Annotated in this window: 23 protein-coding genes; 12 read left to right on the plus strand and 11 right to left on the minus strand. The window is 42.9% G+C overall.

What is annotated here, in order from left to right; translation table 11 throughout:
- Window positions 1-5: 5 nt before the first annotated feature.
- Window positions 6-1,241: a methionine gamma-lyase family protein gene (locus tag F6K51_RS13990; RefSeq protein ID WP_075902090.1), complete on the plus strand. Its 1,236-nt coding sequence runs from the start codon at window positions 6-8 to the stop codon at window positions 1,239-1,241.
- A 76-nt stretch (window positions 1,242-1,317) separates the two neighbouring features.
- Here the strand turns inward: F6K51_RS13990 and F6K51_RS13995 are convergent, their stop codons facing one another.
- Together F6K51_RS13995 and F6K51_RS14000 are read right to left on the minus strand one after the other, a co-directional pair.
- Window positions 1,318-2,610 (minus strand): tetratricopeptide repeat protein, encoded by a 1,293-nt coding sequence (locus tag F6K51_RS13995; protein ID WP_293021121.1) that lies wholly within the window; start codon window positions 2,608-2,610, stop codon window positions 1,318-1,320.
- A 124-nt stretch (window positions 2,611-2,734) separates the two neighbouring features.
- On the minus strand, window positions 2,735-4,414 hold the full coding sequence (locus tag F6K51_RS14000; protein WP_293021122.1) for a S8 family serine peptidase: 1,680 nt from the start codon (window positions 4,412-4,414) through the stop codon (window positions 2,735-2,737).
- A 318-nt stretch (window positions 4,415-4,732) separates the two neighbouring features.
- On the opposite strand from F6K51_RS14000, the gene F6K51_RS14005 reads away from it, so the two are divergent.
- The 3 genes from F6K51_RS14005 (at window position 4,733) to F6K51_RS14015 (ending at window position 6,471) form a co-directional block, all read left to right on the plus strand.
- Complete coding sequence (locus tag F6K51_RS14005; protein WP_293021123.1) at window positions 4,733-4,864, plus strand: hypothetical protein; 132 nt, start codon at window positions 4,733-4,735, stop codon at window positions 4,862-4,864.
- Window positions 4,865-4,883: 19 nt separating this feature from the next.
- Window positions 4,884-5,489, plus strand: coding sequence for a DUF4340 domain-containing protein (locus F6K51_RS14010; RefSeq protein WP_293021125.1), 606 nt, complete (start codon window positions 4,884-4,886; stop codon window positions 5,487-5,489).
- Between the two features lie 184 nt (window positions 5,490-5,673).
- Complete coding sequence (locus F6K51_RS14015) at window positions 5,674-6,471, plus strand: stomatin-like protein (RefSeq protein ID WP_293021127.1); 798 nt, start codon at window positions 5,674-5,676, stop codon at window positions 6,469-6,471.
- 187 nt (window positions 6,472-6,658) lie between these two features.
- On the opposite strand, the gene folP is transcribed toward F6K51_RS14015, so the two are convergent.
- The 4 genes from folP to F6K51_RS14035 form a co-directional block, all read right to left on the minus strand.
- Complete coding sequence (folP, locus tag F6K51_RS14020; protein ID WP_293021129.1) at window positions 6,659-7,519, minus strand: dihydropteroate synthase; 861 nt, start codon at window positions 7,517-7,519, stop codon at window positions 6,659-6,661.
- A 127-nt stretch (window positions 7,520-7,646) separates the two neighbouring features.
- Entirely contained in the window at window positions 7,647-8,372 is a 726-nt protein-coding gene (tpiA, locus tag F6K51_RS14025; RefSeq protein WP_075902094.1) for a triose-phosphate isomerase, read from the minus strand.
- Between the two features lie 285 nt (window positions 8,373-8,657).
- Window positions 8,658-10,808: a polyribonucleotide nucleotidyltransferase gene (locus F6K51_RS14030; protein ID WP_293021131.1), complete on the minus strand. Its 2,151-nt coding sequence runs from the start codon at window positions 10,806-10,808 to the stop codon at window positions 8,658-8,660.
- Window positions 10,777-11,019 carry a hypothetical protein gene (locus tag F6K51_RS14035; RefSeq protein ID WP_293021133.1) on the minus strand — a complete coding sequence of 81 codons (243 nt, stop codon included), beginning with the start codon at window positions 11,017-11,019 and terminating at the stop codon, window positions 10,777-10,779. The genes F6K51_RS14030 and F6K51_RS14035 overlap by 32 nt, the downstream gene beginning before the upstream one ends.
- 247 nt (window positions 11,020-11,266) lie before the next feature.
- On the opposite strand from F6K51_RS14035, the gene F6K51_RS14040 reads away from it, so the two are divergent.
- The 4 genes from F6K51_RS14040 to F6K51_RS14055 all read left to right on the plus strand — a co-directional run bounded on the left by F6K51_RS14040 (window position 11,267) and on the right by F6K51_RS14055 (window position 16,412).
- Window positions 11,267-11,863, plus strand: coding sequence for an ISAs1 family transposase (locus tag F6K51_RS14040; protein WP_293021134.1), 597 nt, complete (start codon window positions 11,267-11,269; stop codon window positions 11,861-11,863).
- A gap of 145 nt (window positions 11,864-12,008) precedes the next feature.
- A complete protein-coding gene (locus tag F6K51_RS14045; RefSeq protein ID WP_293021172.1) occupies window positions 12,009-12,476 on the plus strand; it encodes an ISAs1 family transposase in 468 nt (155 codons plus the stop codon).
- Between the two features lie 450 nt (window positions 12,477-12,926).
- Complete coding sequence (locus tag F6K51_RS14050; RefSeq protein ID WP_293021136.1) at window positions 12,927-13,061, plus strand: hypothetical protein; 135 nt, start codon at window positions 12,927-12,929, stop codon at window positions 13,059-13,061.
- An 81-nt stretch (window positions 13,062-13,142) separates the two neighbouring features.
- Entirely contained in the window at window positions 13,143-16,412 is a 3,270-nt protein-coding gene (locus tag F6K51_RS14055) for a DEAD/DEAH box helicase (protein WP_293021138.1), read from the plus strand.
- A 341-nt stretch (window positions 16,413-16,753) separates the two neighbouring features.
- Here F6K51_RS14055 and F6K51_RS14060 read toward each other — a convergent pair whose 3' ends face one another.
- Both F6K51_RS14060 and F6K51_RS14065 read right to left on the minus strand, forming a co-directional pair.
- Entirely contained in the window at window positions 16,754-17,074 is a 321-nt protein-coding gene (locus tag F6K51_RS14060; protein WP_293021140.1) for a HigA family addiction module antitoxin, read from the minus strand.
- Between the two features lie 49 nt (window positions 17,075-17,123).
- Window positions 17,124-18,848 (minus strand): tetratricopeptide repeat protein, encoded by a 1,725-nt coding sequence (locus F6K51_RS14065; RefSeq protein ID WP_293021141.1) that lies wholly within the window; start codon window positions 18,846-18,848, stop codon window positions 17,124-17,126.
- On the opposite strand from F6K51_RS14065, the gene F6K51_RS14070 reads away from it, so the two are divergent.
- Window positions 18,839-18,991, plus strand: a complete 153-nt coding sequence (locus F6K51_RS14070; RefSeq protein WP_293021143.1) for a hypothetical protein — start codon at window positions 18,839-18,841, stop codon at window positions 18,989-18,991. The genes F6K51_RS14065 and F6K51_RS14070 overlap by 10 nt on opposite strands.
- On the opposite strand, the gene F6K51_RS14075 is transcribed toward F6K51_RS14070, so the two are convergent.
- Both F6K51_RS14075 and F6K51_RS14080 read right to left on the minus strand, forming a co-directional pair.
- Window positions 18,982-20,334, minus strand: coding sequence for an ATP-binding protein (locus F6K51_RS14075; protein ID WP_293021145.1), 1,353 nt, complete (start codon window positions 20,332-20,334; stop codon window positions 18,982-18,984). The genes F6K51_RS14070 and F6K51_RS14075 overlap by 10 nt on opposite strands.
- A 209-nt stretch (window positions 20,335-20,543) precedes the next feature.
- Window positions 20,544-20,753 carry a hypothetical protein gene (locus tag F6K51_RS14080; RefSeq protein WP_293021146.1) on the minus strand — a complete coding sequence of 70 codons (210 nt, stop codon included), beginning with the start codon at window positions 20,751-20,753 and terminating at the stop codon, window positions 20,544-20,546.
- Window positions 20,754-21,812: 1,059 nt separating this feature from the next.
- On the opposite strand from F6K51_RS14080, the gene F6K51_RS14085 reads away from it, so the two are divergent.
- The 3 genes from F6K51_RS14085 to F6K51_RS14095 all read left to right on the plus strand — a co-directional run bounded on the left by F6K51_RS14085 (window position 21,813) and on the right by F6K51_RS14095 (window position 23,089).
- Window positions 21,813-22,010: a hypothetical protein gene (locus F6K51_RS14085; RefSeq protein ID WP_293021148.1), complete on the plus strand. Its 198-nt coding sequence runs from the start codon at window positions 21,813-21,815 to the stop codon at window positions 22,008-22,010.
- Window positions 22,011-22,389: 379 nt separating this feature from the next.
- Window positions 22,390-22,743 carry a DUF433 domain-containing protein gene (locus F6K51_RS14090; RefSeq protein WP_293021174.1) on the plus strand — a complete coding sequence of 118 codons (354 nt, stop codon included), beginning with the start codon at window positions 22,390-22,392 and terminating at the stop codon, window positions 22,741-22,743.
- Window positions 22,718-23,089, plus strand: a complete 372-nt coding sequence (locus F6K51_RS14095) for a DUF5615 family PIN-like protein (protein ID WP_293021150.1) — start codon at window positions 22,718-22,720, stop codon at window positions 23,087-23,089. The genes F6K51_RS14090 and F6K51_RS14095 overlap by 26 nt, the downstream gene beginning before the upstream one ends.
- 79 nt (window positions 23,090-23,168) lie before the next feature.
- Here the strand turns inward: F6K51_RS14095 and F6K51_RS14100 are convergent, their stop codons facing one another.
- On the minus strand, window positions 23,169-23,399 hold the full coding sequence (locus F6K51_RS14100) for a prevent-host-death protein (protein ID WP_293021152.1): 231 nt from the start codon (window positions 23,397-23,399) through the stop codon (window positions 23,169-23,171).
- Between the last annotated feature and the right edge of the window lie 268 nt (window positions 23,400-23,667).

Raw genomic sequence — 23,667 nt, forward strand, 5'->3', positions numbered from 1 at the left:
TGGGAATGAACAGCTCTCAAAGGCTGCAAGCAGCAGAAAAAGCACTATTTCCGATCTTTTATGGTATTGACACCGCCGTCAAGCAAAATCTCAAAAAGGTACTGAATTCTTTTCGAGCACATCGTGTAGGAGTGCATCACTTTGCTAGTGTTTCAGGCTATGGACATGATGATTTAGGACGGAAAACTCTCGATCAGGTATTTGCTGATGTCATGGGAGCTGAATCTGCGGCTGTTCGCGTACAATTTGTATCCGGAACCCATGCGATCGCATCTTGCCTGTTTGGGGTATTGCGTCCTTCGGATGAAATGCTAGCGATTGCCGGTGCCCCTTACGATACCTTGGAAGAGGTGATTGGTTTACGAGGTGATGGTCAAGGTTCCCTACTAGAATTTGGGATTCGTTACCGCCAGTTGTCCCTAACTAGTGAGGGAAGTTTAGATTGGTCAGCCTTGGCAACAGCGGTAGGAGAGAATACCCGCCTGGTTTTCATTCAGCGTTCCTGTGGGTATTCTTGGCGAAAGAGTCTTTCTATATCAGAAATCGAAAAAATTGTCAAGCTTGTCAAACAACAAAATCCTGATACTATCTGTTTTGTCGATAACTGTTACGGGGAATTTGTAGAAGAGCGAGAACCAACAGCAGTAGGAGCAGATTTGATGGCGGGTTCCTTGATTAAAAATCCTGGGGGAACGATTGCTACTGCTGGAGGCTATGTCGCTGGAAAAGCTGACTTAGTTGAAGCGGCGACCTGTCGTCTGACTGCTCCAGGGATTGGTAGTTCAGGTGGGGCGACTTTCGATCAGAATCGATTGCTGTTTCAAGGATTATTCCTAGCTCCCCAAATGGTTGGTGAAGCCCTCAAAGGGAGTCATTTAATCGCTCATACTCTTTCAGAACTGGGTTATCCTGTCAATCCCCCACCGATGGTACCCCGTCGGGATGTGATTCAAGCAGTTGAGTTGGGTTCACCGGAAAAATTAATCGCTTTCTGTCGAGGGATACAACGGCATTCCCCGATAGGTTCCTACCTCGACCCTGTGCCAGCAGCAATGCCGGGTTATGAGAGTCAGTTAGTGATGGCTGGGGGGACTTTTATTGATGGCAGTACGTCGGAATTTTCTGCAGATGGTCCTTTAAAGGAGCCTTATATTGTGTTTTGTCAGGGCGGAACCCATTGGACTCATATTGCGATCGCATTAGAAGCTGCCATTGAAGCAATCGGAATAGCTGATAGCTGATAGCTGTTGGCGTAGCCTGCACGTAGCGCATATGATTCTTGTCGCTAGTCTTATCCATAGTTAAATTACTATAGCACTATCGTTCTAAATCCTTGATCACTTTCTCCCAATACCACTTTTCTGGCATTCCTGGGTATTTTCCTTTAGCCAAGTCAAGTAGGCGTGTTGCGATATCCGATTGTCCTCCTACCAGTCTCAGTAATCTTTGTTGCAACTCCCTACTAGGTTTAGTATTTGATGGTACTTGTGATTCTCGATTCCTCGACCCCTCGGTCAGTTGTAATGGCTGTAGCTGTTTGAGTTTATCGAGCAGTTTCCGATAATTAGTCCAGTCTTGTTGATCGAAATACAGGTTTGCCGCTTGTTGATAATCTTCAAATGCTCCCCGTAGATCCTCAAACTTTTCACGAGCGGTTGCCCGATAACGATATGATTGAGCATCATTGGGTTTAAGAGTAATAACTCGGGAATAATCTTCGATGGCTTGCCGATAGTCTCCCATCTGGATATAGGCATTACCCCGATGAATCAAGACATCCCGATTTTCCGGATTGCTTTGTAGTAACTTGGTCAAGTCATCAATAGCTCCCCGGTAATCTCCCAGTTCAATGCGGACTAATCCTCGATGGTAACGGACCTGAGCATCTTGGGGATTTAGTTCCATAGCTTGACCAAGGTCTTGAATGGCTCTCCTGTAATCACGGAGTTTGCAGTGAACAATACCTCGATAGCAATAAGCTTGAGCATTTTTTGGGTCAACCTCAAGCAGCCAGTTGAAATCCTCCAAGGCTTCTCGGTATTTGCCTGTGTTAACTTTATTTATTGCTTGATGACAGAAATCTTTAGTCTGCGCTCCACCCAAAGCTAGTATTTGCTGTTGTTGAATTTGATTGATACTATCAAGACAACGACGACAATTTAATTTATCCTTTTGATCTAGGTAGAGCTGAGCTGCTTGTTTAAATGATGCGATCGCAGCCTGATTATCTCCTAACTTACGGTAGGCACTACCTTGAAGCTTACAAGCAGCAGGCTGGTTAGGATTAATTTTAAGTATTTGATTGGCATCTTCTATTGCTCCAGTGGCATCTCCCAGTGCCAATCGAGCCAAACCCCGCCCGAAATAAACTTCAATACTTTCAGAATTGATTTGTAAAGCCTTAGTATAATCAGCGATCGCCCCTTGTTTATCCCCTAAGTCAAAGCGAGCCATAGCTCGTTTATAGTAGGCTTCGGCGAAGTTCGGATTAATCTCTAAGGCTTTGTCAAATTCCTCAATTGCTTCGTTCAAGTCTCCTTGACGAATTTTATCTATTCCTCGGTAGTAAAACTCTGCTTCCATTGCTTCTGACTCTGAATCAACTACCATTCCTACTTTAGTTGGTTTATTATTGTTTTTTTTGTAATGTTGATGAGTAAAATTTGAGAAAATTCATGAGTTTCCCGGATGTGAGTAAAGTTTCCAACTTTCCCTATCTTCTCCATCTTGCTTCTCATTGGGGATCTGGAACTGTCCACCAAGCCAAAGCATAAGCTTGAGACGGCTGATTAACCTGTTGTTGATACTGAACCCGAATTTTGTAGCGACCCTGAGCAGGGACTTGGCAGAAAATATGTTCCACAGCATCCGCTTCACTGATAGAAGCACAGACACTTTTGGTAATGTCCTCTTCTCCCACTGGCATTAAATAGAGGTCAAGATTATTCAAACCGCGATCGCTAAAACTCTCCCCAACATCATAAGCATCATTATTATTGTCATCCTCTAACTCTACCAAACGGTCCCAAGCGAGAGTTAAAGAGAGAAAACTTCCTTCTGCTAGGGGTTTTGTTAACACATAGTCCCGATAAGATGATTTTTCCACAGTACGGTAATCCCAACCTACTGGTGGCACTCCAATGCCACTGGGACTCCATTGGCCTAGTTTAAATTGCTGGTAAGCTCGAAACCCATTGAGATGTCCTGTCCCCATCTGCATATCCAGAGGAATTTTAGGGTCTTGGTAAGCATCAGACTCTAACCAGTGGTGATTATCCTTTGCCCGAATCGTGCGGCTCATGCCTAGTAGCATCCCATCACCGAGATCTTGGATTTTGTCAGCAGAATTAAGCAACACTGCCTTCATTACTTCATGGCGTCGGGAATCTGTACTCCAATTCATCCACAAGCGATGCAGCCCGGTATTGGGGTTTTCCGCCCTGAGGGACTGCATCAAGAATAGTTTTTCTTGTCTTGAGCGCAGCTTGCGCAAAGCGGAATCACCAAATTCCTGTAGCAATGCTACAGCACCAGTGATATGGGGAGCAGCAAAACTGGTACCACTGACCTTAGTCACTTTACCTTTGAGGTCATACAACGATATCTTGTTGCCAGGAGCTACCAAATTAATGGAGCGGCGGGAACCAACATTAATTTCTTGCCGAATCATACGACGACCAATACCAACTGGTAAAGCACTCAAGTTAGCAAAGTCTACTTTATTAAAAACTCCCTGACGCTTGGCTGTGTATGCTGCATTGATACCATTAAAATTATCTGTGGGGATCGGAATGCCCCCTTTCCCTTGGTTGCCAGCAATCACATACAAGACATCATGCACCCTAGCTGACCAATCGATACATAGAGTTAACAGCGCATTGCCATCCAGCACCGCTTCCTCCCTGGGGTCCCGCTGTAGGGATTCACCAAAACTAAAATTAATTGCCCGCACATCTGAGCCATTTTGCTGAGCAATATGCTGAGCCGACAGGCACTCTTCTGGTTGTCCACTCCTAGACAGGGAGCCAACTGCTGAAGCGTAGAGTTTTGCCCCAGGTGCTACTCCCCGCAACCCTTTGTCTCGACTAACCATCACAGCTGCTACCATAGCCGCATGTTCATCAACATGGGTATTTGGTTGTGCTGGGGTGTTGCGATAAAATACTCCCGCAGGAGTTACTGTCCGATTCTTGACAGCGGCCTTATCCTTACCAAATAATCCAGGTCTACCAATTTCCACTTGCCCAATGGCAATTTTGCGACCGGTTAAATTATAGGGAGGTTGGTGTAACCGATAGACATTAATACCAGCTTCTGAGATTGATGTATCTAATCCCAAGGCTGGGGCGATTACCCCTGAGATGCTTAAACCACCCAATAGCCATACCAGTGTTTTTTGGATCGGAATTTTCATAATTGTTTACACAGAGTGCTTTTATTGATCTCTTCCCTCTTTTCCCCTCCTGGGAGGGGTTAGGGGCTCACAGGGGTATTTTTTACATTTGGGTCGGGAGTCGGGAGTCGGGAATCGGGAATCGGGAGTCGGGAAAAGCGGGAAATGGGGAGAATTATCCCGGAAATCATGGTGTATTTTGATACATATGGGGATAAATTTACAGAAATTGATGGTGTATTTTGATACATATGGATAGAAGTTGATACCTAATAAAAGTACCTACTCGCCTCTTTATAAAAAACCTACCCTTGTAAGGGGGTTAGGGGTGGGTTCCTGTTGCCTGTTGCCTGTTGCCTGTTGCCTGTTGCCTACTCCCTACTCCCTACTCCCTACTCCCTACTCCCTACTCCCAAGGGCGGCGTACCTCACCCAATTGATAATCGCTATAAAGTATTAAGCTGTGTTTAGCTCCATGCAGTTTAATCCCATGAAACTACAACGGACAACTCTGATTTTAGTCATTTCTGCCATCCTCCTGGGGGGAGGTGTATATATTTATGAAATTCAGGGTTCTGAAAAGCGAGAAGCTGCTAAAATTCCTAAAAAACCTATATTTAATTTCACTGAAGACGAGATTCAATCGTTTACTGTTAATAGTGATGACAAGAGCTTAGTATTTGAGCGAGCCAGTGAGCCAGAATCGGGTTGGCGGATGAAAAAGCCCAAAGAGGCGACAGCCAGTGATGCGGTTGTTTCCTTTTTGTTGAACTTGCTGGCTCAGGGCAAAAGCGATCGCATTCTGACGGTTAGCCCTGACCAACTTCCAGAGTATGGATTGAACAAGCCCTCAGCAACTATAACAGTGAAACTGAAAAATCAGGACAGTCCGAGGCTGATCTTAGGCAACTTGGACTTTACTCGCAGTTTCCTATATGCTCAAGTCCTACCACTGGATTCCAAATCTGAGCAGTTAGATGTACTGTTAGTGCCAGTGGACTTTCAGTATGCGGTCTCACGCCCCCTCTCAGAATGGCTGGTTAATCAGGAAAAGGCTGAAGAAGACAAGCCATCTGCTGCTGAAAAAACTGAGTAGTAACAAATCCGCAGAAGTCACCTTCCCTGTAGTTTTGATAACAGTTTTGACAGTCAACCCAGGGGTCGCTAGAGTGAAAGTTATCTATACACACATTTTTTGCTGTTCTATTGATAGAGTTATTTCTAGCAAATGCTAGCCGCAACATCAAATTGATTATTCTCCTAAAAGGATTTTAAACACTATGGATATTCTTCTTAGCATACTCGCCCCAGTTATTTTAGTAGCCTTTGGCTATGGCGTTGGTACGACCAAAGTTGTCCAAGAAGGAAATGAAGCTCTAGTAGAACGCTTTGGTAAGTATCGTAAAACACTAGAGCCTGGCCTTAACTTCAATATAATTCCGTTTATAGACAAAATTGCCGTAGAAGAGAGTAGCCGTGAGCAGATTTTAGACATTGAACCCCAGCAGGCAATCACCAAAGATAACGTGCAGGTAGAAGTTGATGCCATCGTGTACTGGCAAGTTTTGGATATGTACAAAGCGTTTTATGCTGTAGACAATGTTCATGAGGCGATTGAAAATTTAGTCATGACCACTCTGCGTTCTACCATTGGTCAGATGGAATTAGACGAGACTTATGCCTCCCGAGACAGAATAAATCAGAACTTATTGCAACAACTCGATGATGCCTCTGCTGATTGGGGAGTCAAGGTGATGCGGGTTGAGGTGCAAGAGATTAAACCACCCCAGACTATTATCGATGCCCTAGAGAAGGAGCGAGCTGCTAAGAGTGAGAAACAAGCCAAAATTTTACAGGCTCAAGGTACAGTGGAGTCGATCCAAATGATCTCCAAAGCTCTTGAAGAGGAATCTAATACTCAGAAAGTCCTACAGTTCCTGATCGCTCAACGCTATGTAGAAGCGAATGAAAAATTAGGTGAAAGCAGCAATTCTAAAGTCGTCTTTATGGATCCAAAAGCACTGAGCGAAGCCATGACCGATTTGCTTCAAACTGAATCTGTGGGCCAGAGTAATTAGAGCAATAATAATGTAAGCATATGCGCTACGCGCACGCTACTTGAGGTGCCGTCAGCTGTCAGCTGTCAGCAAATGTAACAGAGATTAAACCAATGCTTACCTCTTTTATTCAAAAGCTAATAGCTTAATGCTGATAGCTGAATACTGATAGCTTAATGCTGATAGCTTAATGCTGATAACTGAATGCTTAAACACGCCAAATCGCATCAGCAACACGGCAGACATCATGGAGCTGGCGAACATCATGTACCCGCAGGATGTCTGCTGAACCGGCAATGGCACTGCAACAAGCCGCAGCAGTTCCCCAAATTCGACCCTTGGGGTCTGGTTGATTGATAATGCGTCCAATAAAGCTTTTCCGAGATACTCCGACTAACATCGGTACACCAAGGGCATCAAACCTAGGCAGTTGCCGCAGAATCTCTACACTTTGCTCAGCGGTTTTGGCAAAACCAATGCCTGGGTCAATAATAATATGCGATCGCTTAATTCCTGCTGCGATCGCGGCATTGACCTGATTCTCAAGAAAGCTATAGATTTCCCCAATTAAGTCTTGATAATCAGTTAGTTTTTGCATGGAAACGGGGGTGCCTCGGATATGCATTAAGACAATGGGTACCCCCAACTGGGCTACGACTGGAAACATGTCTGGGTCAAATGTGCCACCGGAAATATCATTGACCATATCCGCACCAGCTTCTACCGCAGCCTTAGCCACAGATGCTCTAGTGGTATCGACAGAAATGGGTATCTTCAGCACTAAACCCATTGCCTCTACCACAGGCAGAACTCGTTTCAGTTCCTCGGCTAGGGAAATTTGCTCAGCACCAGGTCGAGTCGATTGACCACCAATATCGATAATATCAGCACCAGCATTTACCAGATCGTAAGCTTGCCTTAAGGCAGCTTCTAGGGTATAGTGTTCACCGCCATCACTAAAACTATCGGGGGTAACGTTCAAGATACCCATGATATAGGTTCGTTTACCCCAGTCGAAAGAATAGTTCTGGATGGTTAATTTTCCTTTATCCATCACTATATAGATCATGGCTAATTGCGAATTAAAAATTGCCCATTGCAATTAACCAATTAACTAACTAATAATAAGCTAACTAACAATTAACAATTAACAATTAACAATTAACAATTAACAATTAGCCAATGACTAATCACAACTACTGATAATTGACAATCCTGGCAAAGCTCGCAGGTTCCAAGCTTCCTCCGCCCACCAGTACTCCATCAATTTCTGATTGAGCCATAATTTCATCAATATTCTTGGGTTTGACGGAGCCACCATATTGAATTGGGACATTAGCTTCCTTTAGCTTAGAGCGAATCAATCCAATGATTCGATTCGCTTCTGATGCATCACAAGTGTCGCCAGTACCAATTGCCCAAATCGGTTCGTAAGCAATCACTAAATTTTGCTGGTCAACGTTGACTAGGTCTTTTTCCAACTGCTTGGTAATAATGTCTTCTGTTTCACCAGCATCCCGTTGTGCTTTCGTTTCCCCAACACACAGAATCGGAATCAAACCATGACGCTGAGCAGCGTGAAGGCGTTTATTAACGGTTTCATCAGTTTCGCCGAAGTATTGACGCCGTTCACTATGACCAACAATGACATAGCGCACACCAATTTCCTTGAGCATCCCACCAGCAATTTCACCAGTGTAGGCTCCAGCATTTTCCCAGTGGATATTCTGAGCCCCGATCTGTACAGGAGTATTTTGTACATGCTCAGACATCACACCCAAGTCGGTGAAGGGAGCACACAGAACAACCTCCCGTTCTATGGGAGTTTGCTCCAGCTCAGGCAAAAATCCCTTTAAAAACTCAGCGGTTTCCGCTTGAGTTTTGTACATTTTCCAGTTACCAGCTATAACAATTTTCCGCACAGCTTAACTAAATCATCTCTAAACCATAATGCATTATTTAGTTTAAAGCTTTTACTTACGCCAATATCAGAAATGTTAGACTTTTGCTGGTCATTGACCTGATCAGACGATACTCCTAGGGTAAATTCAGGGAAGCATCATCAGAGTAAGGTCAATTTATTCCCCCAACTCCCCAGACGCTTCTTACATCTGTTCTGTGACATCTCCCGACATTGATACAAGCAGCAAAAGCTGTCGGTGTTAACTTTTGCCTCTTGCCTCTTGCCAATGCCATTGCCCGTAGCGCTATAACGCTGCTGCTTCCCTTGCTGCGGCAGCTTCGTCGGGATGAATGTTCAAACGGGTTAAATTAAGACGACCCTTGTTGTCAATTTCCCGTATTTTGACAACTACCTCATCTCCTACCGCTAACTCATCTTCCACTTTGCCAACTCGGTAGTCAGCTAGTTGGGAAATGTGAATCATGCCTTCTTTGCCAGGAAGTATTTCCACAAAGGCACCAATGGGAATAATCCGGGTGACACGACCAACATAGACATCCCCTTCATTCAGCTTGCGGGTTAAGCCTTGGATGATATTGATAGCTTTGGTGGCTCTGTCCCCATCCATAGCAGATACGGTAACTGTACCGTCATCTTCAATATCGATTTTTGCCCCAGTTTGCTCGGTAATTCCTTTAATTGTCTTACCCCCTGGACCAATCACGGTACCAATGAACTCTGGATCAATCCTCATGGTTAAGAGGCGAGGAGCAAAGGGTGACATGTCTGTGGAGGGTGTGTCAATCACCGCCAGCATCTTTTCTAGGATATGCAGTCTGGCAGGTTTGGCTTGCTCAATGGCCTGGGCTACGGTATCCATGGACAGACCAGTTATTTTCATGTCCATTTGCAAAGCCGTGATGCCAGTATCGGTACCAGCGACTTTGAAGTCCATGTCACCCAAAAAGTCTTCAATACCTTGAATATCGGTGAGAATGCGGACTTCCTCTCCTTCTTTGATCAAACCCATGGCTGCACCACTAACGGGTTTGGTAATGGGTACACCTGAATCCATCAAGGCCAGAGTTGAACCACAAACTGAGCCCATGGAGGTGGAACCATTGGAAGAGAGCACTTCCGATACCACTCGGATCACATAGGGAAAGTCGTGTTGAGGGGGCAACACGGGGACTAATGCTCGTTCTGCTAAGGCTCCGTGACCAATTTCACGCCGTCCGGGCGATCGCAATGGCTTGACTTCCCCTACAGAAAAGGGTGGGAAATTGTAGTGGTGCAGATAGCGCTTCTCATCTTCTGGGTTAAGGTCATCTAGAGTTTGGGCATCTCCAGGTGTTCCCAAGGTAACTGTGGATAGGACTTGGGTTAGTCCTCGGTTGAACAAAGCGCTACCATGAACTCGCTGAGGTAATAGACTGATTTGACAAGAGACAGGACGCACTTGGTCTAGCTTGCGACCATCTACGCGCACTCCCTCTTCCACAATCTGAGTACGCATCAGTTTTTTGGTGAGGCTTTTGAACAGCTTATCGACTAATGCGCTATTTTCCGTAACCGCTACACGGATTGGGTCATCTTCTGTGAGTTGGGCAATTTCTGCTTTGACAGCACTGTCCTTAACCTCATCTAAGGCAACATCCCGACCGTTTTTGTCCAGGTCAAATTGGGAGAGGACAGCTTTAATTTTGTCAGTGGCGCGATCGCTTATAAATTCTTCTAGATTCGAGTCTACGGCTGGGGGTTCGGCAATCACTATGTCAATTCCCAACTCCTCAAGCAGGTCTTGCTGGGCTTTGATCAAGTCTTGTACTGCTTCGTAGCCGAAGTCAATGGCCTCGATTATATCTTGTTCCGGTAATTGATTGGCACCGGCTTCTACCATAATTACCCCTTGTGGGGAACCAGCCACGACTAAATCCAAGTCACCGCTTTCGATTTCTTTGTAGGTGGGATTAATCATAAAATCATCCCCGAGTAACCCTACCCGTACCGCTGCCATTGGTCCATAGAAGGGAATGCTGCCCTGCAAGACAGCAATTGATGCACCAGTAACTGCCAAAACATCTGGCGGTACTTGTTCATCCATAGACAGGGTAGTTGCTACAATCTGTATATCATCTCGTAGCCAACTGGGAAATAACGGACGCAAGGGACGGTCAATTAGACGGCTAGTTAGGATTACTTTTTCTGGAGGACGGCCTTCCCGCCTGAGGAAACCACCTGGAATCCGACCTGCTGCGTAGAGTCTTTCTTCGTAGTCAACTACTAAGGGCAGAAAATCGACCCCTTCTCGACCAGGGGCACGAGTTGCTGTCACTAAAACTGCTGTATCCCCCGACTGTATCATTACTGAACCACCAGATTGAGGGGCAAGTAGACCTACTTTGAGTCTAATATCCCGTCCATCAAAGGATATTGACTTGTCTATCTCTACCATTTCGGTACTTTTTCCTTCTTTGTTTGATCACTGTTCTCGTTCTGTCGCAATCGTAGCATTTATCACTCGGGGGGGTGGTAAGTAGGGAGTAGGGAGTAGGGAGTAGGGAGTAGGGAGTGGGGAGTAGGGAGTGGGGAGTAGGGAGTAGGGAGTAGGGAGTAGGGAGTAGGGAGTAGGGAACAGGGAACAGGGAACAGGGAACAGGGAGCAATGAAAAAATTTATATGATGCACCTGATTAGACTAGGAAACGCTATACTTTTTGATGGTGTTTGGCTAATGGATCAACTCCTTTACGCCTAGGGCGTGTCTTCAAACTCGGAGATCCCCCTAAATCCCCCTTAAAAAAGGGGGACTTTGAGAATGGCTCCCCCCTTCCGCGCGGCAGGGCTGTTTCATTATAGAGCAAAAAGCTGTATAGTGAAGCAATAGCCCTAAAAATGGGCTAATTTCCCTTATATGCCATGGCTCATGGAGAAAAGCTTAATCGACTATCTCAAAGAAATACCTGATCATCGCAGTCCTCATGGTCTTCGTCATCCTCTGTGGCTGGTGCTTCTAATCATAATTATGGGGATGATGAGTGGTTATTGGGGTTATCGACAATTGGGTAGATTTGTAGAACGCCACCGCAGAGAATTGATTAATATACTTCAAATTCCCAATGCTCGTGTTCCTTCTTATTCAGCGATCAGAAGAGTCATGGTTAATTTAGATTACGAAAAACTCCAAATAGTGTTTAATGAATGGAGTAAACAGTATAGTGTGATTCCCTCTAATGAATGGATATCCCTTGATGGTAAGAGCCTCAAAAATACTGTTAGTAACTACGATCAGGCCCAACAAAACTTTATCAACTGTGTTTCGGCTTTTTCCCATCAAAGAAGATTAGTATTAGGGGTAAAAATGATGGAAAATAAGCAGGAGAGCGAAATTCCCGTCGTTCGAGACTTAATTGAATTATTAGATTTAACTGGTGTAGTCTTTACTTTTGATGCTCTTCATTGTCAAAAAAAAATCTGGCAGAGATCATCGATTCAGGGAATGACTATCTAGTTAAAGTAAAAAAAAATCAACCCGGAGACGAAACCTTAAAATAAGGCAGCCTTAATCATAAAGTTTTAACCCTTTTACCCATAGCCGACCAACCATAAAGGCTGCCTTATTTTTGCGGTAACTTCTGACCAAATTATATCAACAAATAGAAACGGAATCAAAGCAGCAAACACCACGACAAAAAGTGATCCATCATGAAAAAACTAGAAACCGTAATACTGTACGTCAAATAGAAGTGTTTGAGCCACCAGAAAACCTTGATCCATTATGGATGGGTGTCGGTTGTGTCATTAAAGTCTCTCGGAGTGGAACTCGTGGTAATGAACCATTCAAAAGCATTAGTTATTATATGAGTTCAAAATCTCCTCAATCTCGTCGTTTGGTCGATGGAATTAGAGAACATTGGCTGATTGAAAATTCTCTTCATTGGGTCAAAGACGTCATTTACGAGGAAGATATTAGTCCCCAAATATCAGGATTTGCTCCAAAAAACTTATCTTTGCTCAAAACCTGGGTTTTAACCCTTCTTCGAGCACATGGCTTTGATTCGATTAAGGCAGCAATCAGCGAAATGAGCCATAATCTGAAATATATTCTCAGTTTTTGTACTTAAGAGTAATTATCTCCGATTATATTCTATTTTCTAGAGAATGAAACAGCCCTGCCTTCCGCGCGGGGGGCTGGGGGGGATCTAAATCTTGCGGAAAACTTTGAAAACACGCCCTAGGGTTGCTTGGTTTTTCACAGCGGCCAATTTTATTCTGGAGTCACCTCAGCGGTTTTTAAGACTTTCAATCCTACTGAATACTATCACTAATAGACATATATTTTACTTAAATTTTAACAATTTTTTTCAGTACTATCTCAAAGTATTTAACCGTTTTATGTTATCATAAATATTGCTTAATTATACTAGTCTATATCTAATTTTTTAATAATCGAATATATCTTAATATAACGGTAAATTATCTGGGGCTAATATCGCCGGATCAGCTAAACTAATTTAATTTTGCTTACCTCAATTCCAATCACATCAATTCCCTATAGGAATCCTAAATTAATTGTGATAATTTCTGTTCCCTACTCCCTACTCCCTGTTCCCTACTCCCTACTCCCTACTCCCTACTCCCTACTCCCTACTCCCTACTCCCTACTCCCTGCTCCCTTTGTTATAAAATCTATTAATCAGATACTATAGCTGTTAATCCGAAGGGAGAAATTCAGCCAATTTGATCGACAAAACCTGGACTAGATAACAGAAAAAGACACAATACTTATTATGGCAACGTTACATGGCAGTTGGATACCTAGGGAAACTAGTGGTCATCTATTTATTTGGGGAGAAACCTGGCGCACGAAGGCGCAGATATCAACAACTGCCAATGAGATGTCATCTCACCCCTTTGGGATGACTGAGGAAGAATTGACGTCTTTTTTAGATTCTCATCGTCTGTCCATCGGTCAATTTTTAGATGTGTCTGAGAAGGCTCGTTCAGGTAGTCGTAAGCGTGCAGCTCAACCGAATCACCATCCCTGGGAGTCTCAAATTGTTCTCTTACCTACTCAACCATCATCCAAGGGTGAGCCAGCTTATCCAGTGCTGTCTAGCAAAGTGTTTTTAGATACTGCAGACGATAGTGCAGAGGCTGGCCAGTGGGAATTGCAACCATGGCAAGTGCAAGGGGTAAGTCTGGAACCGATGGCAGCGGTAAGATTCCTGCAAGCTTTACCCCTGGGCTCTTTTGAAGGCTCAGACGCTTACCTGGGAGGGGAGTTACGTTTTTGGTCTCAGGTGATGCGGTGGAGCTTGGATCTGCTGAATCGGGGTAAGTTTTTACCAGGACTGTACCGATTGCCTGATGGTAAGGTAAGGGCTTGCTGGCAACCTCTGCTTGATAGTACTACGGATCAAGTCCGTCTAGAAACGTATATCAAGCTCATGCCCTTGGCTTGCTGTGCTTATTCACAAGAGGTTAGTTCTCCACAGTTAACCCTTAAAGCTAGAACCGATTTGGTTAAGGCTCAGGAATTGCTACTGGGATTCTTGAGTAGTGTGGTTAATACACAGGTGCGGAATTTTGTCAAGGGTGAGTCGGTGCCAGTAGTAGATTCACCGATGGTGGAATGGTTGCGATCGCTTTCTTCTAATTTGTCTTCTAATTCAGATAATTTAGAAACCCTAGGGCTAGAGTCAACAACCCTAGGTCGATTAGCCGCAGCCCTCTCGACTTGGAACACTCCGGTGCAACAGAATTTAGTGACACCGACGTCCAAGAGGTTGAGGCAAAATCTGTTTCGCACTTGTTTTATCCTGAAACCTCCTACCTCTGACCAAGAGAGTTGGAGCTTGGCCTATGGCTTACAAGCGGTTGATGACCCAGACCTGGTGGTGGATGCTGAGACGATCTGGAATTACTCCGGAGAGCGATTGGAGATTAAGCAACGAACCATTGAACAACCTCAGGAAACGTTCCTGAAAGGGTTAGGATTAGCGACTCGACTCTATCCTCCCATTGAACCTAGCCTACACCAATCCCGTCCTGAGTTTTGTGAGCTAACCATAGTAGATGTGTATGAGTTCATTAGGGCTAGTGCATGGCGGTTGCAAAACAATGGCTTGGGTATTGTGCTACCCCCAGGATTGAAACCAGGCACGGGAGCCAAACGCTTGGGGATTAGTCTTGTGGCAGAAGTGCCACCACAAAAGAAGAATCAACGGTTAGGACTCCAAAGCTTACTGAAGTTTAAGTGGCAACTGGCGATTGGAGATAAAACCATCTCGAAGCGGGAGTTTAATCGCTTGATGGCACTGAAATCACCGCTAGTGGAGGTGGATGGGGAATGGATGGCGTTACAACCGTCTGATGTCCGTGCAGCTCAAGAGATGTTTAAGGGTTCGACAGATAACATGACTCTGTCGGTAGAGGATGCTTTGCGGATCACTACTGGTGATAATAATACCTTGGCAAAACTACCGGTAGTAAAGTTTGAAGCATCGGGAGCGTTGCAAGAGTTAATTACTAACTTACAGGGGAATCAATCCCTGGAGCCGATTCCTCAACCCGCTAGTTTTCAGGGGCAATTGCGACCCTATCAAGCTAGAGGGATGGGCTGGCTGGCGTTTCTGGAACGTTGGGGTTTGGGTGCTTGTCTGGCGGATGATATGGGCCTTGGTAAGACGGCACAACTGATTGCGTTTCTGTTGCATCTTCAGGAAGAAGGTACCCTCAATGGGCCATGCTTAGTGGTATGTCCGACCTCTGTGCTAGGAAACTGGGAACGGGAAGTAAGGAAATTTGCGCCATCCCTGAAAACTATTGTCCATCACGGGGATAAACGCTCGAAAGGGAAAGCCTTTGCTAAGGCAGTTAAGACTAAGCAGGTGATCATTACTAGTTATTCCTTAGTACATCGGGATGCGACTACCCTGGATGGGGTGGAATGGCAGGGGGTGGTGCTGGATGAAGCTCAGAATATTAAGAATCCTAGCGCTAAGCAATCCCAAGCGGTGAAGCAACTTTCCACTAGCTTTCGGATTGCCTTAACCGGTACTCCCGTGGAAAATCGGTTGTCGGAATTGTGGTCAATTATCGATTTTCTCAATCCTGGGTATTTAGGCGATCGCCAATTCTTCCAACGTCGATTTGCTGTACCCATTGAGAAGTTTGGCGACCGGGATTCCTTGCAGACCATGCGATCGCTAGTGCAACCCTTTATCCTCCGTCGCCTCAAAACCGATAAGTCTATTATTCAAGATTTGCCCGAAAAGCAGGAAATGAATGTTTTTTGTGGTCTTTCCGCAGCCCAAGCTACGGTTTATCAACAGTTGGTGGATGATTCCTTAGCACAAATTGAAGAGGCTGAGGGGATTAAGCGCAAGGGCATGATTTTGACCTTGTTGTTGAGACTCAAGCAACTGTGTAATCATCCGGCACTGTTGGAGAGTAAAGGTAAAAAGACTAAGGGGAAAACGGGAGATAATTCGTTGATGTCTAGCCAGCAGTCGGGTAAGTTACGACGGTTGGAAGAAATGTTAGAAGAGGCGATTTCGGAAGGAGACCGTGGTTTAATTTTTACCCAATTTTCGGAATGGGGTAAATTGCTGAAACCCTATTTAGAGCAAAAATTTGGCAAGGAAGTTTTATTCCTCTATGGCGCAACTCGTAAGAAACAACGGGAGGAAATGATTGATCGCTTCCAGAATGACCCCGATGGTCCATCCATATTTATTCTGTCTCTGAAAGCGGGTGGCACTGGATTGAATTTAACGAGAGCTAATCATGTGTTTCATGTGGACCGCTGGTGGAATCCAGCCGTGGAAAATCAAGCTACTGACCGCGTCTTTCGGATTGGTCAAAAACGCAATGTTCAAGTCCATAAGTTTATCTGTACTGGCACTGTGGAAGAAAAGATTAATGACATTATTGAAAGTAAGAAACAGTTAGCGGAACAAACTGTAGATGCTGGAGAAGATTGGTTGACGGAAATGAATACGGAACAATTGCGGGATTTGGTGTTGCTTGACCGGAGTGCGGTTATTGATGATTAGGGAGTAGGGAGTAGGGAGTAGGGAGTAGGGAGTAGGGAACAGGGAACAGGGAACAGGGAACAGTGATAATATTTGACTATTTTAGTGCTTAAATTGATTGTTATCACTGCCGTTACAAAGTTTTTTTGTACTGGTCAAAGTATCAGTATAAGTCTTCAAAAGTCCCCCTTATTAAGGGGGATTTAGGGGGATCTCAATCCTTATTAAGGGGAACCAACAGGGAATCAGAATCAGGAATGAACAAAACTGACATACTCCCTTTCTACTCCCTACTCCCTACTCCCTACTCCCTGTTCCCTGTTCCCTGTTCCCTGTTCCCTGGGCGCAGCCCTATAATTTGCTTACCCTTCATGGTCATTTGGCGCAATAGAAGCGAGGGGCTTGATCGTTTTCAAAATCTGATCAGCTAGGGTTGCTTCGGCTAGTTCAAGCTCATAATGTTGTTGGAGGTTCAACCAAAATTGGGGAGTAGTACCGAAGTATCTAGCTAGCCTCAGGGCTGTATCGGTAGTAATGGTTTTTTTGCCGTTTACGATGGCATTGACCTGTGTTACGGGTACATGGATATCCTTAGCCAGTTGATTCTCGCTGATGCCGAATGGTTTGATAAATTCTTCTAGAAGAATGTCACCGGGAGTAATAGGGGGAAGTTTTGTAGTCATTAGTTTTTAGTAATTATTGATAATCCAAAATCTGAATACTTACAAAGAATCAACCGGTTTTTGCCCACCCTAAAAGCTTCCTCAGTTTTGATACTATTGTTGAGATTATATTATATGTAAGTTTTAAGATAAATTTCCTGTTTCCCCTGGGCAAAATTTCGATAAAATCCTCAAAGGTTAGGACGGTAAAAGCTTCTTTTATACAAGCGATCGCATCTTCAATATTCTGTGCTTTCTGACCTTTGATTCGCTTACGGTAAGTATTACCGAGATGAATTTGTGTCCTTGCCCAATCTTGGGGAAAAGCCTCAAAGGTTCTGACGGTAAGAGCTTGTTCGTAACAAGCGATCGCATCTTCAATATTCTGTGCTTTCTCACCTTTGATGCGCTTACGATAAGCATTTCCGAGATTATATTGCGTCCTTGCCCAATCTTTGGGAAAAGCCTCAAAGGTTCTGACTCTAAGAGCCTGTTGGTAACAAGTGATTGCTTGTTCAATATTCTGTGCTTTCTGACCTTTGATTCGGTAATAGTAAGCAATACCGAGATGATTTTGCGTCATTGCCCAATCTTCAGGAAAAGCCTCCAAGGTATAAACGGTAAAAGCCTGTTGGAAACAAGCGATCGCTTTTTCTATATTCTGTGCTTTCTCACCTTTGATTCGGAGATAGTAAGCAATACCGAGATGATTTTGTGTCATTGACCAATCTTCAGGAAAAGCCTCAAAGGTTCTGACTCTAAGAGCCTGTTGGTAAAAAGCAATCGCTTTTTCTAAATTATCAGCCTTGTCCCCAACAATACGATAACTATAAACAGCACCAATATAATTGAGAGTTTTCGCCCATTCTTGTGATCGATTTTCCCGGTTACGTAATTTTAAAACAGTTTCTAATCCAGTAATGGCTATTTCTAAATTATTGGCACTTTTTCCTAAATTATATTGAGAAATATCAAGACAAAGACTTTCTACTATTCCGGCAATCGCTTCTTTTTCTTCAGGATTTAGTTCCGCACAAGTCTTAAGCAGCCACTGTTCTAAAATTTTGGCAAAAGAGCTATTTAATTTATCAGCATTAGATTCCAGAACATCATGAATAGCTTGTAAATCGCCATCATTTTCATATTCTAGTAAGAGTAGCTTTTTCAACAAATCATAATACTCGTCACTACTATGAACTATATCTTGAGATACGTCCTGTAGTTTTTCCTGTTCAATATCAGCTTGAAAGGGAGTATAATAGTCAAGCAAATCAATATCTCTATCTACAGGAAATTCGATTACTCCAGAACGCCAATCAAAAAAATCAGGAGCACGACGGACTAAATACCTTAACGTATATTTTCTAACGGTAAACACTAAGCAGCAATTAAAATCATCTCTAAATCTTTCCCGTTGCCAATTGAGATGACCTAATAAGCTGGCTAAAGCCTCTCTTTGATAGGATTTTCTAGGATTTTCAAGGGTACGTTTAATATAATCGTCTAAGGCTAAAGACTTTTCAAGGCCACTAATAAATAAAATATCAATGGGATTGTCGTTAACCTTTTCCTCTATCAAATCATATAAATTATAAATAGAATGGTCTAGCTTTAAAATATCAATCGTTTTATCATTAATATCTTGTTTGATTGCTTCAATAATACATTTTTCTTGTACAGGAGTACACCGCACAAATAAAATCCCAAATCCTTCACGCCAAGATAAATCGCGTTTTAACCTCAGATACGATTCTTGTTCATCTGATTTAAATTTTGTTGAATTGGATGTCACCATTTTATTTATTAGTTGTCAGCTATCAGTTTTCAGCTTATGTGCTACGCACACGCTACGCGAACAGCTATCAGCTATCAGCTAATGGGCTAGATCACAGGCTAGAAGCCTGTGCCACCCAGGCTACGGGAATGGCTCACTGCTGACCGCTGACTGCTGAATGCTCACTATTAGTTAAATCACGAATAGCAGATTTAAATTCAGATGTCCCTTCAATTAAAGGGTGAACATCATACCAACGCACAGGATTATCTTCTCCATCAAACTCTCGATATTCCAAGACACAACGACGGAATAGCAAACTACGATAGTCTTCATCATTAGGGATAGACTTGGAAAGAGAAACTTCAGCTAATTTTTGCCATTCTTCAGAACTAACAGCATTACGATAGGTGCTATCTCTGGCATCACTAACTGCCCGCCTCACTATTCTTGTAGTAATCGGGAAATCATCAATATAACGCATTACTGACTGCATTAATAGCATCAACTCTCGTACATGACCACCAGTCATAGCACAAAGCTCAATGCGAGTGTCTTGACTATCAAAGATTTGTGTATCAATATCAATCGTAGGGTCAACTAAGTGAATCCTTTTTTCAATAACTTCTTTTAATTTATCTAATCCTTGTGAATAGAGTTGGTTGTCACGGTTTTTTACCATAATCATTGGTAACACTTGAGGAGTATCATAAATATTTCTTAATTCAGTAGCTTGACTAGAATACGCTAAGGAAATTGGTACTGTATAAACTACGTGACAATTCAACGCTGTTAACTGACTGCTATAATCAAGAAATATTTCCTCGTGACTTGTTCTGTCATTCCCTTTTTCCAGGGGGATGATTCTATCTAAGTTATCTGCGATCACAACTATGTTGGATTTTTCCTCAGGTAATTTCTGTTGAGCCTCTTCAATAAATTCATTTAACGCTTCAATCAACGATACACTATAATTATCAACCTGTTTTCTAATGGTTTCACGGCTACTAGGATTGCGTCTTAAGGTTGTGGTCAATTTACTAAAAATCTGAATTTGAGCTTCAACCGTTAATTTTTCAAATTCCACCTCCGATAACGCCAAATCCTTTAATTCAGTCCACCGAGACTCTAACCAATTTAATAACGGATTAGGAGCAGCATAATCTTTAAGTTTCTCTAAAATATTACGAGTACAAGCTAACAGAATATCTGTATATTGAGCATCGATTTCATCAATATCTCCTTCCGTTGCTGGAAAATAAACCACAAAGCAGCCATTCTTCTGCAAATAATCTTCTAGACGCAATAACTCCGTTGATTTCCCGACACCCCGATGTCCAGTATAAAGTTGACAAGTCGCTTGGTCTGAAAAGATGATAGTTTTACCAATTTCCCGGAAAATATTGTCATCTCCCCTGACTTCACTACAGTTTACATAAGCTGGATCGTTGGCAGGTAAGGGATAAAATGGTTGAAATTTATTGTAGATTTTCTTGATTAAGCTCATGGGGGGTGATGTGTATAAAGGATTTTTTTAGGGAGCAGGGAGCAGGGAGCAGGGAGTAGGGAGTAGGGAGTAGGGAGCAGGGAGTAGGGAGTAGGGAGTAGGGAGTAGGGAGTAGGGAGTAGGGAGTAGGGAAGATGGAAACAATTAAATGGCAATTGCCCTATGGCTGCCTGGTAATGATCCTATTATAAAATAATATATTGCGGTTTTTAATTAGGTGAGGTATACAATTTAGGGATTTTAGGAAACAGGGAATAGCGATGCAGAGGTGCGACCCGTGGCGAATTTAATTCGCCAACGGAAAGCGCACCTAAGCGGTCTTGGGGGTTTCCCCCATGAGCGACTGCATCAAGACGGGAACAGGGAACAGTTCGTAGGGTGGGCAAAATGATATTATCTAGAATTTTTAAAAGAACCAAAGAGTTTTTGCCCACCCTACTTACAAATAATCAACGGCTTTTTGCCCACCCTAAAAGAAGTTGCGTAGGGTGGGCAAAATGATAGTATCTAGAATTGTTCAAAGAACCAAAGGCTTTTTGCCCACCCTACTTACAAATAATCAACGGCTTTTTGCCCACCCTAAAAGAAGTTGCGTAGGGTGGGCAAAATGATAGTATCTAGAATTGTTCAAAGAACCAAAGGGTTTTTGCCCACCCTACAAGCTTTGCTGACTGGCTAGTTTATTAGTTGCGTAGGGTGGGCAAAATGATAGTATCTAGAATTGTTCAAAGAACCAAAGGGTTTTTGCCCACCCTACAAGCTTTGCTGACTGGCTAGTTTATTAGCAACAAGTACTAGTTAATGAGAAACTAGTACTCGTTAGGAAGAAACGGGTACCCATTTGTTACACACCAGTACTGACTTACAAGAAACCAGTACTGGTGTGTTAGAAACTAGTACTCGTTAGGAATAAATGGGTACTGGTGTGTTAGAAATGATTACCTGGTCTGGTCTATTGTTAACCCTTGAGCCTTATAGCCCTATTGCCTATTGCTAGCATGCCTATTGCCTATTGCTTACTCCCTGCTCCCTAAAAGCCCAGACGTTGTACCTAACAGCAATTGCAAACCGCTGTATTGATAATTGTGATCTTTTTGCCATCATGGAAGTAACTCCTATTTAGGTGGGAGGAAAACCGCGCTGGCGTCGGTTAATGGTTTGAACCAGCGCGGTTATTAGTCTCAGTCTCAATATCTATAGTATAGATAAATCCTGGAAAAACTGCAAGGATTAATTTATTTTTTTACATTTATTTACAAAGACTATTTGTAGGGATTGATGGATTTAAGTATGGATAAATTATGATAGCAATGTAAGTCTATTTTAGGGCATTTGTTTATTTAAAAGCTAACGATAACGTTATAGTATTGCTTTTTTTATTAACTTTAAACTACTCAAAAAAAACCCTTTAAAAACCCTTGACAAATATTTTTATAATCATTACAATAATACTTGTCAACAAATTGAATCTTTGACCTATGTCAGAACTTACTCCAAACTCCAACAAACAACCCGTTAAGCACATCTTGAAGGGTTCTCGTAAAGCCGTACTCAACACCATGTACGCCCTTTATGGTCTGCGCTATGCCGAGATTTCCGAGTGGAGTCCTCTGCAGCCCACGGAGGTTCCAGGGGAATTCATTACGATAATGACCAAGTACTTGTTATTGCCATAACACCTTAAATTTCTGGGGGGGTTTCCCCCCTTGGCCAATCCCATCGGATCACGTCCGGATCGGTTCGTAAATTCACTGACATAGGTCATTTAAATAGCCGTGGATAGGATTTCTGCGGCTATTTTTTTTTTTTTTGGAATATATAGAGAATTTAGAATAGAGAATTTAGAATAGAGAATTTAGAATAGAGAATTTAGAATAGAGAATTGGGAATCGGGAATCCAATACTGGTGGTTCAGTAAGCCTGTACTCCAACATCATCAAAGTATGATAAAATTAATAAATGGTGTTTCATAGCTATCAGGTATACAGGATTTTTTCCCTCTTGCCTGCTCCCTACTCCCTACTCCCTACTCCCTGTTCCCTTTGCTATAAAAAAATGCAACTAGAAGACTATTTTGACTTCCTCAGTGTGGACGATATTCGTATAAAAGGCACAAGAATAGGAATAGAAACTATTCTCTATGATTATATCCATCGTGCCCGCACTCCTGAAGAAATTGCCGAAACCTATCCATCCCTAAATCTAGAACAGGTCTACGCTACTATTCTTTATTATCTACACAATAAAGAAATGGTCAGCCAATATGTTGCTGACTGGTTAGAGTGGAGTCACCAGCAACTGAAAGCACAGCAACTTAACCCCTCCACCTCTGCCCTGCGATTGCGGAAGTTGAGAGCAGAACAAAAAGTAATCAAAAAAGCTGATGACTCTCAAATATCTATTGGATGAAAATGTTAATCCTACTTACAAAATCCAATTGACCCGGAATTCTCCTGATTTGGTGATGTGGATTGTTGGTGAACCGAATACTCCTGCAAGAGGAACGTTAGACCCCCAAATTCTGAAATGGTGTGACGAGTATGGTTTTGTGCTGGTAACAAATAATCGTAAATCTATGCCTACCCATTTAGCTGATTATATTGCAGAAGGGAATCACATACCAGGAATCTTTATTCTCAACACCAAGTTAAGTATGGGAGAAAATATTGATGAGCTGGTTTTTCTAGCTGAGGCATCTTTTGAAAACGAATATCAAGACCAAATTATTTATCTTCCACACAGTTATAGCGTTTAGCAAACGTCTTTCGCCGATTGAGAAAGCTTATCTGGATCTAGACTCCACCAAATCAAAGCGCAAGTATCGAGAACAATTTTCACACTTCTCCCCATTCTTCTATTGTAGGAGTTGTTAAATCCTCAAAATACTTGACTTTACCGCGCATTTTTACAAATAACTGTTCTGTTGAGGATAAATTACCGTATTTAGAAATTATCACCACTGGTTTGCCCCGATCAGTGACTACAATTTCTTCCCATTCTGACTCTACAAGCTGCAATAACTCCAGCAGTTTGCTTTTCAGTATACTTTTGGAAATTGTTTTCATTTAGATACTATTGACGGGCTTAATTAAAATTATAATTATATCACATTTAAAGCGTTTTTAATAGCTATCAGGTACACAGGATTTTTTTCTCTTCCCTGTTCCCTATTCCCTGTTCCCTGTTCCCTAAAAAACCATAAATATGTACCTGGACAAAAATAAACCTAACTTCTTGATGCAAAGCGCGAGTGGGGGAAACCCCCTGTTCCGAAGCTGCATCGCTGTATTAACTTGTGTAAAGTTGCCAAAAATCGGTCTGCTCCCTGCTCCG

This window comes from Moorena sp. SIO3I8 (assembly GCF_010692325.1).
Taxonomy (GTDB): domain Bacteria; phylum Cyanobacteriota; class Cyanobacteriia; order Cyanobacteriales; family Coleofasciculaceae; genus Moorena.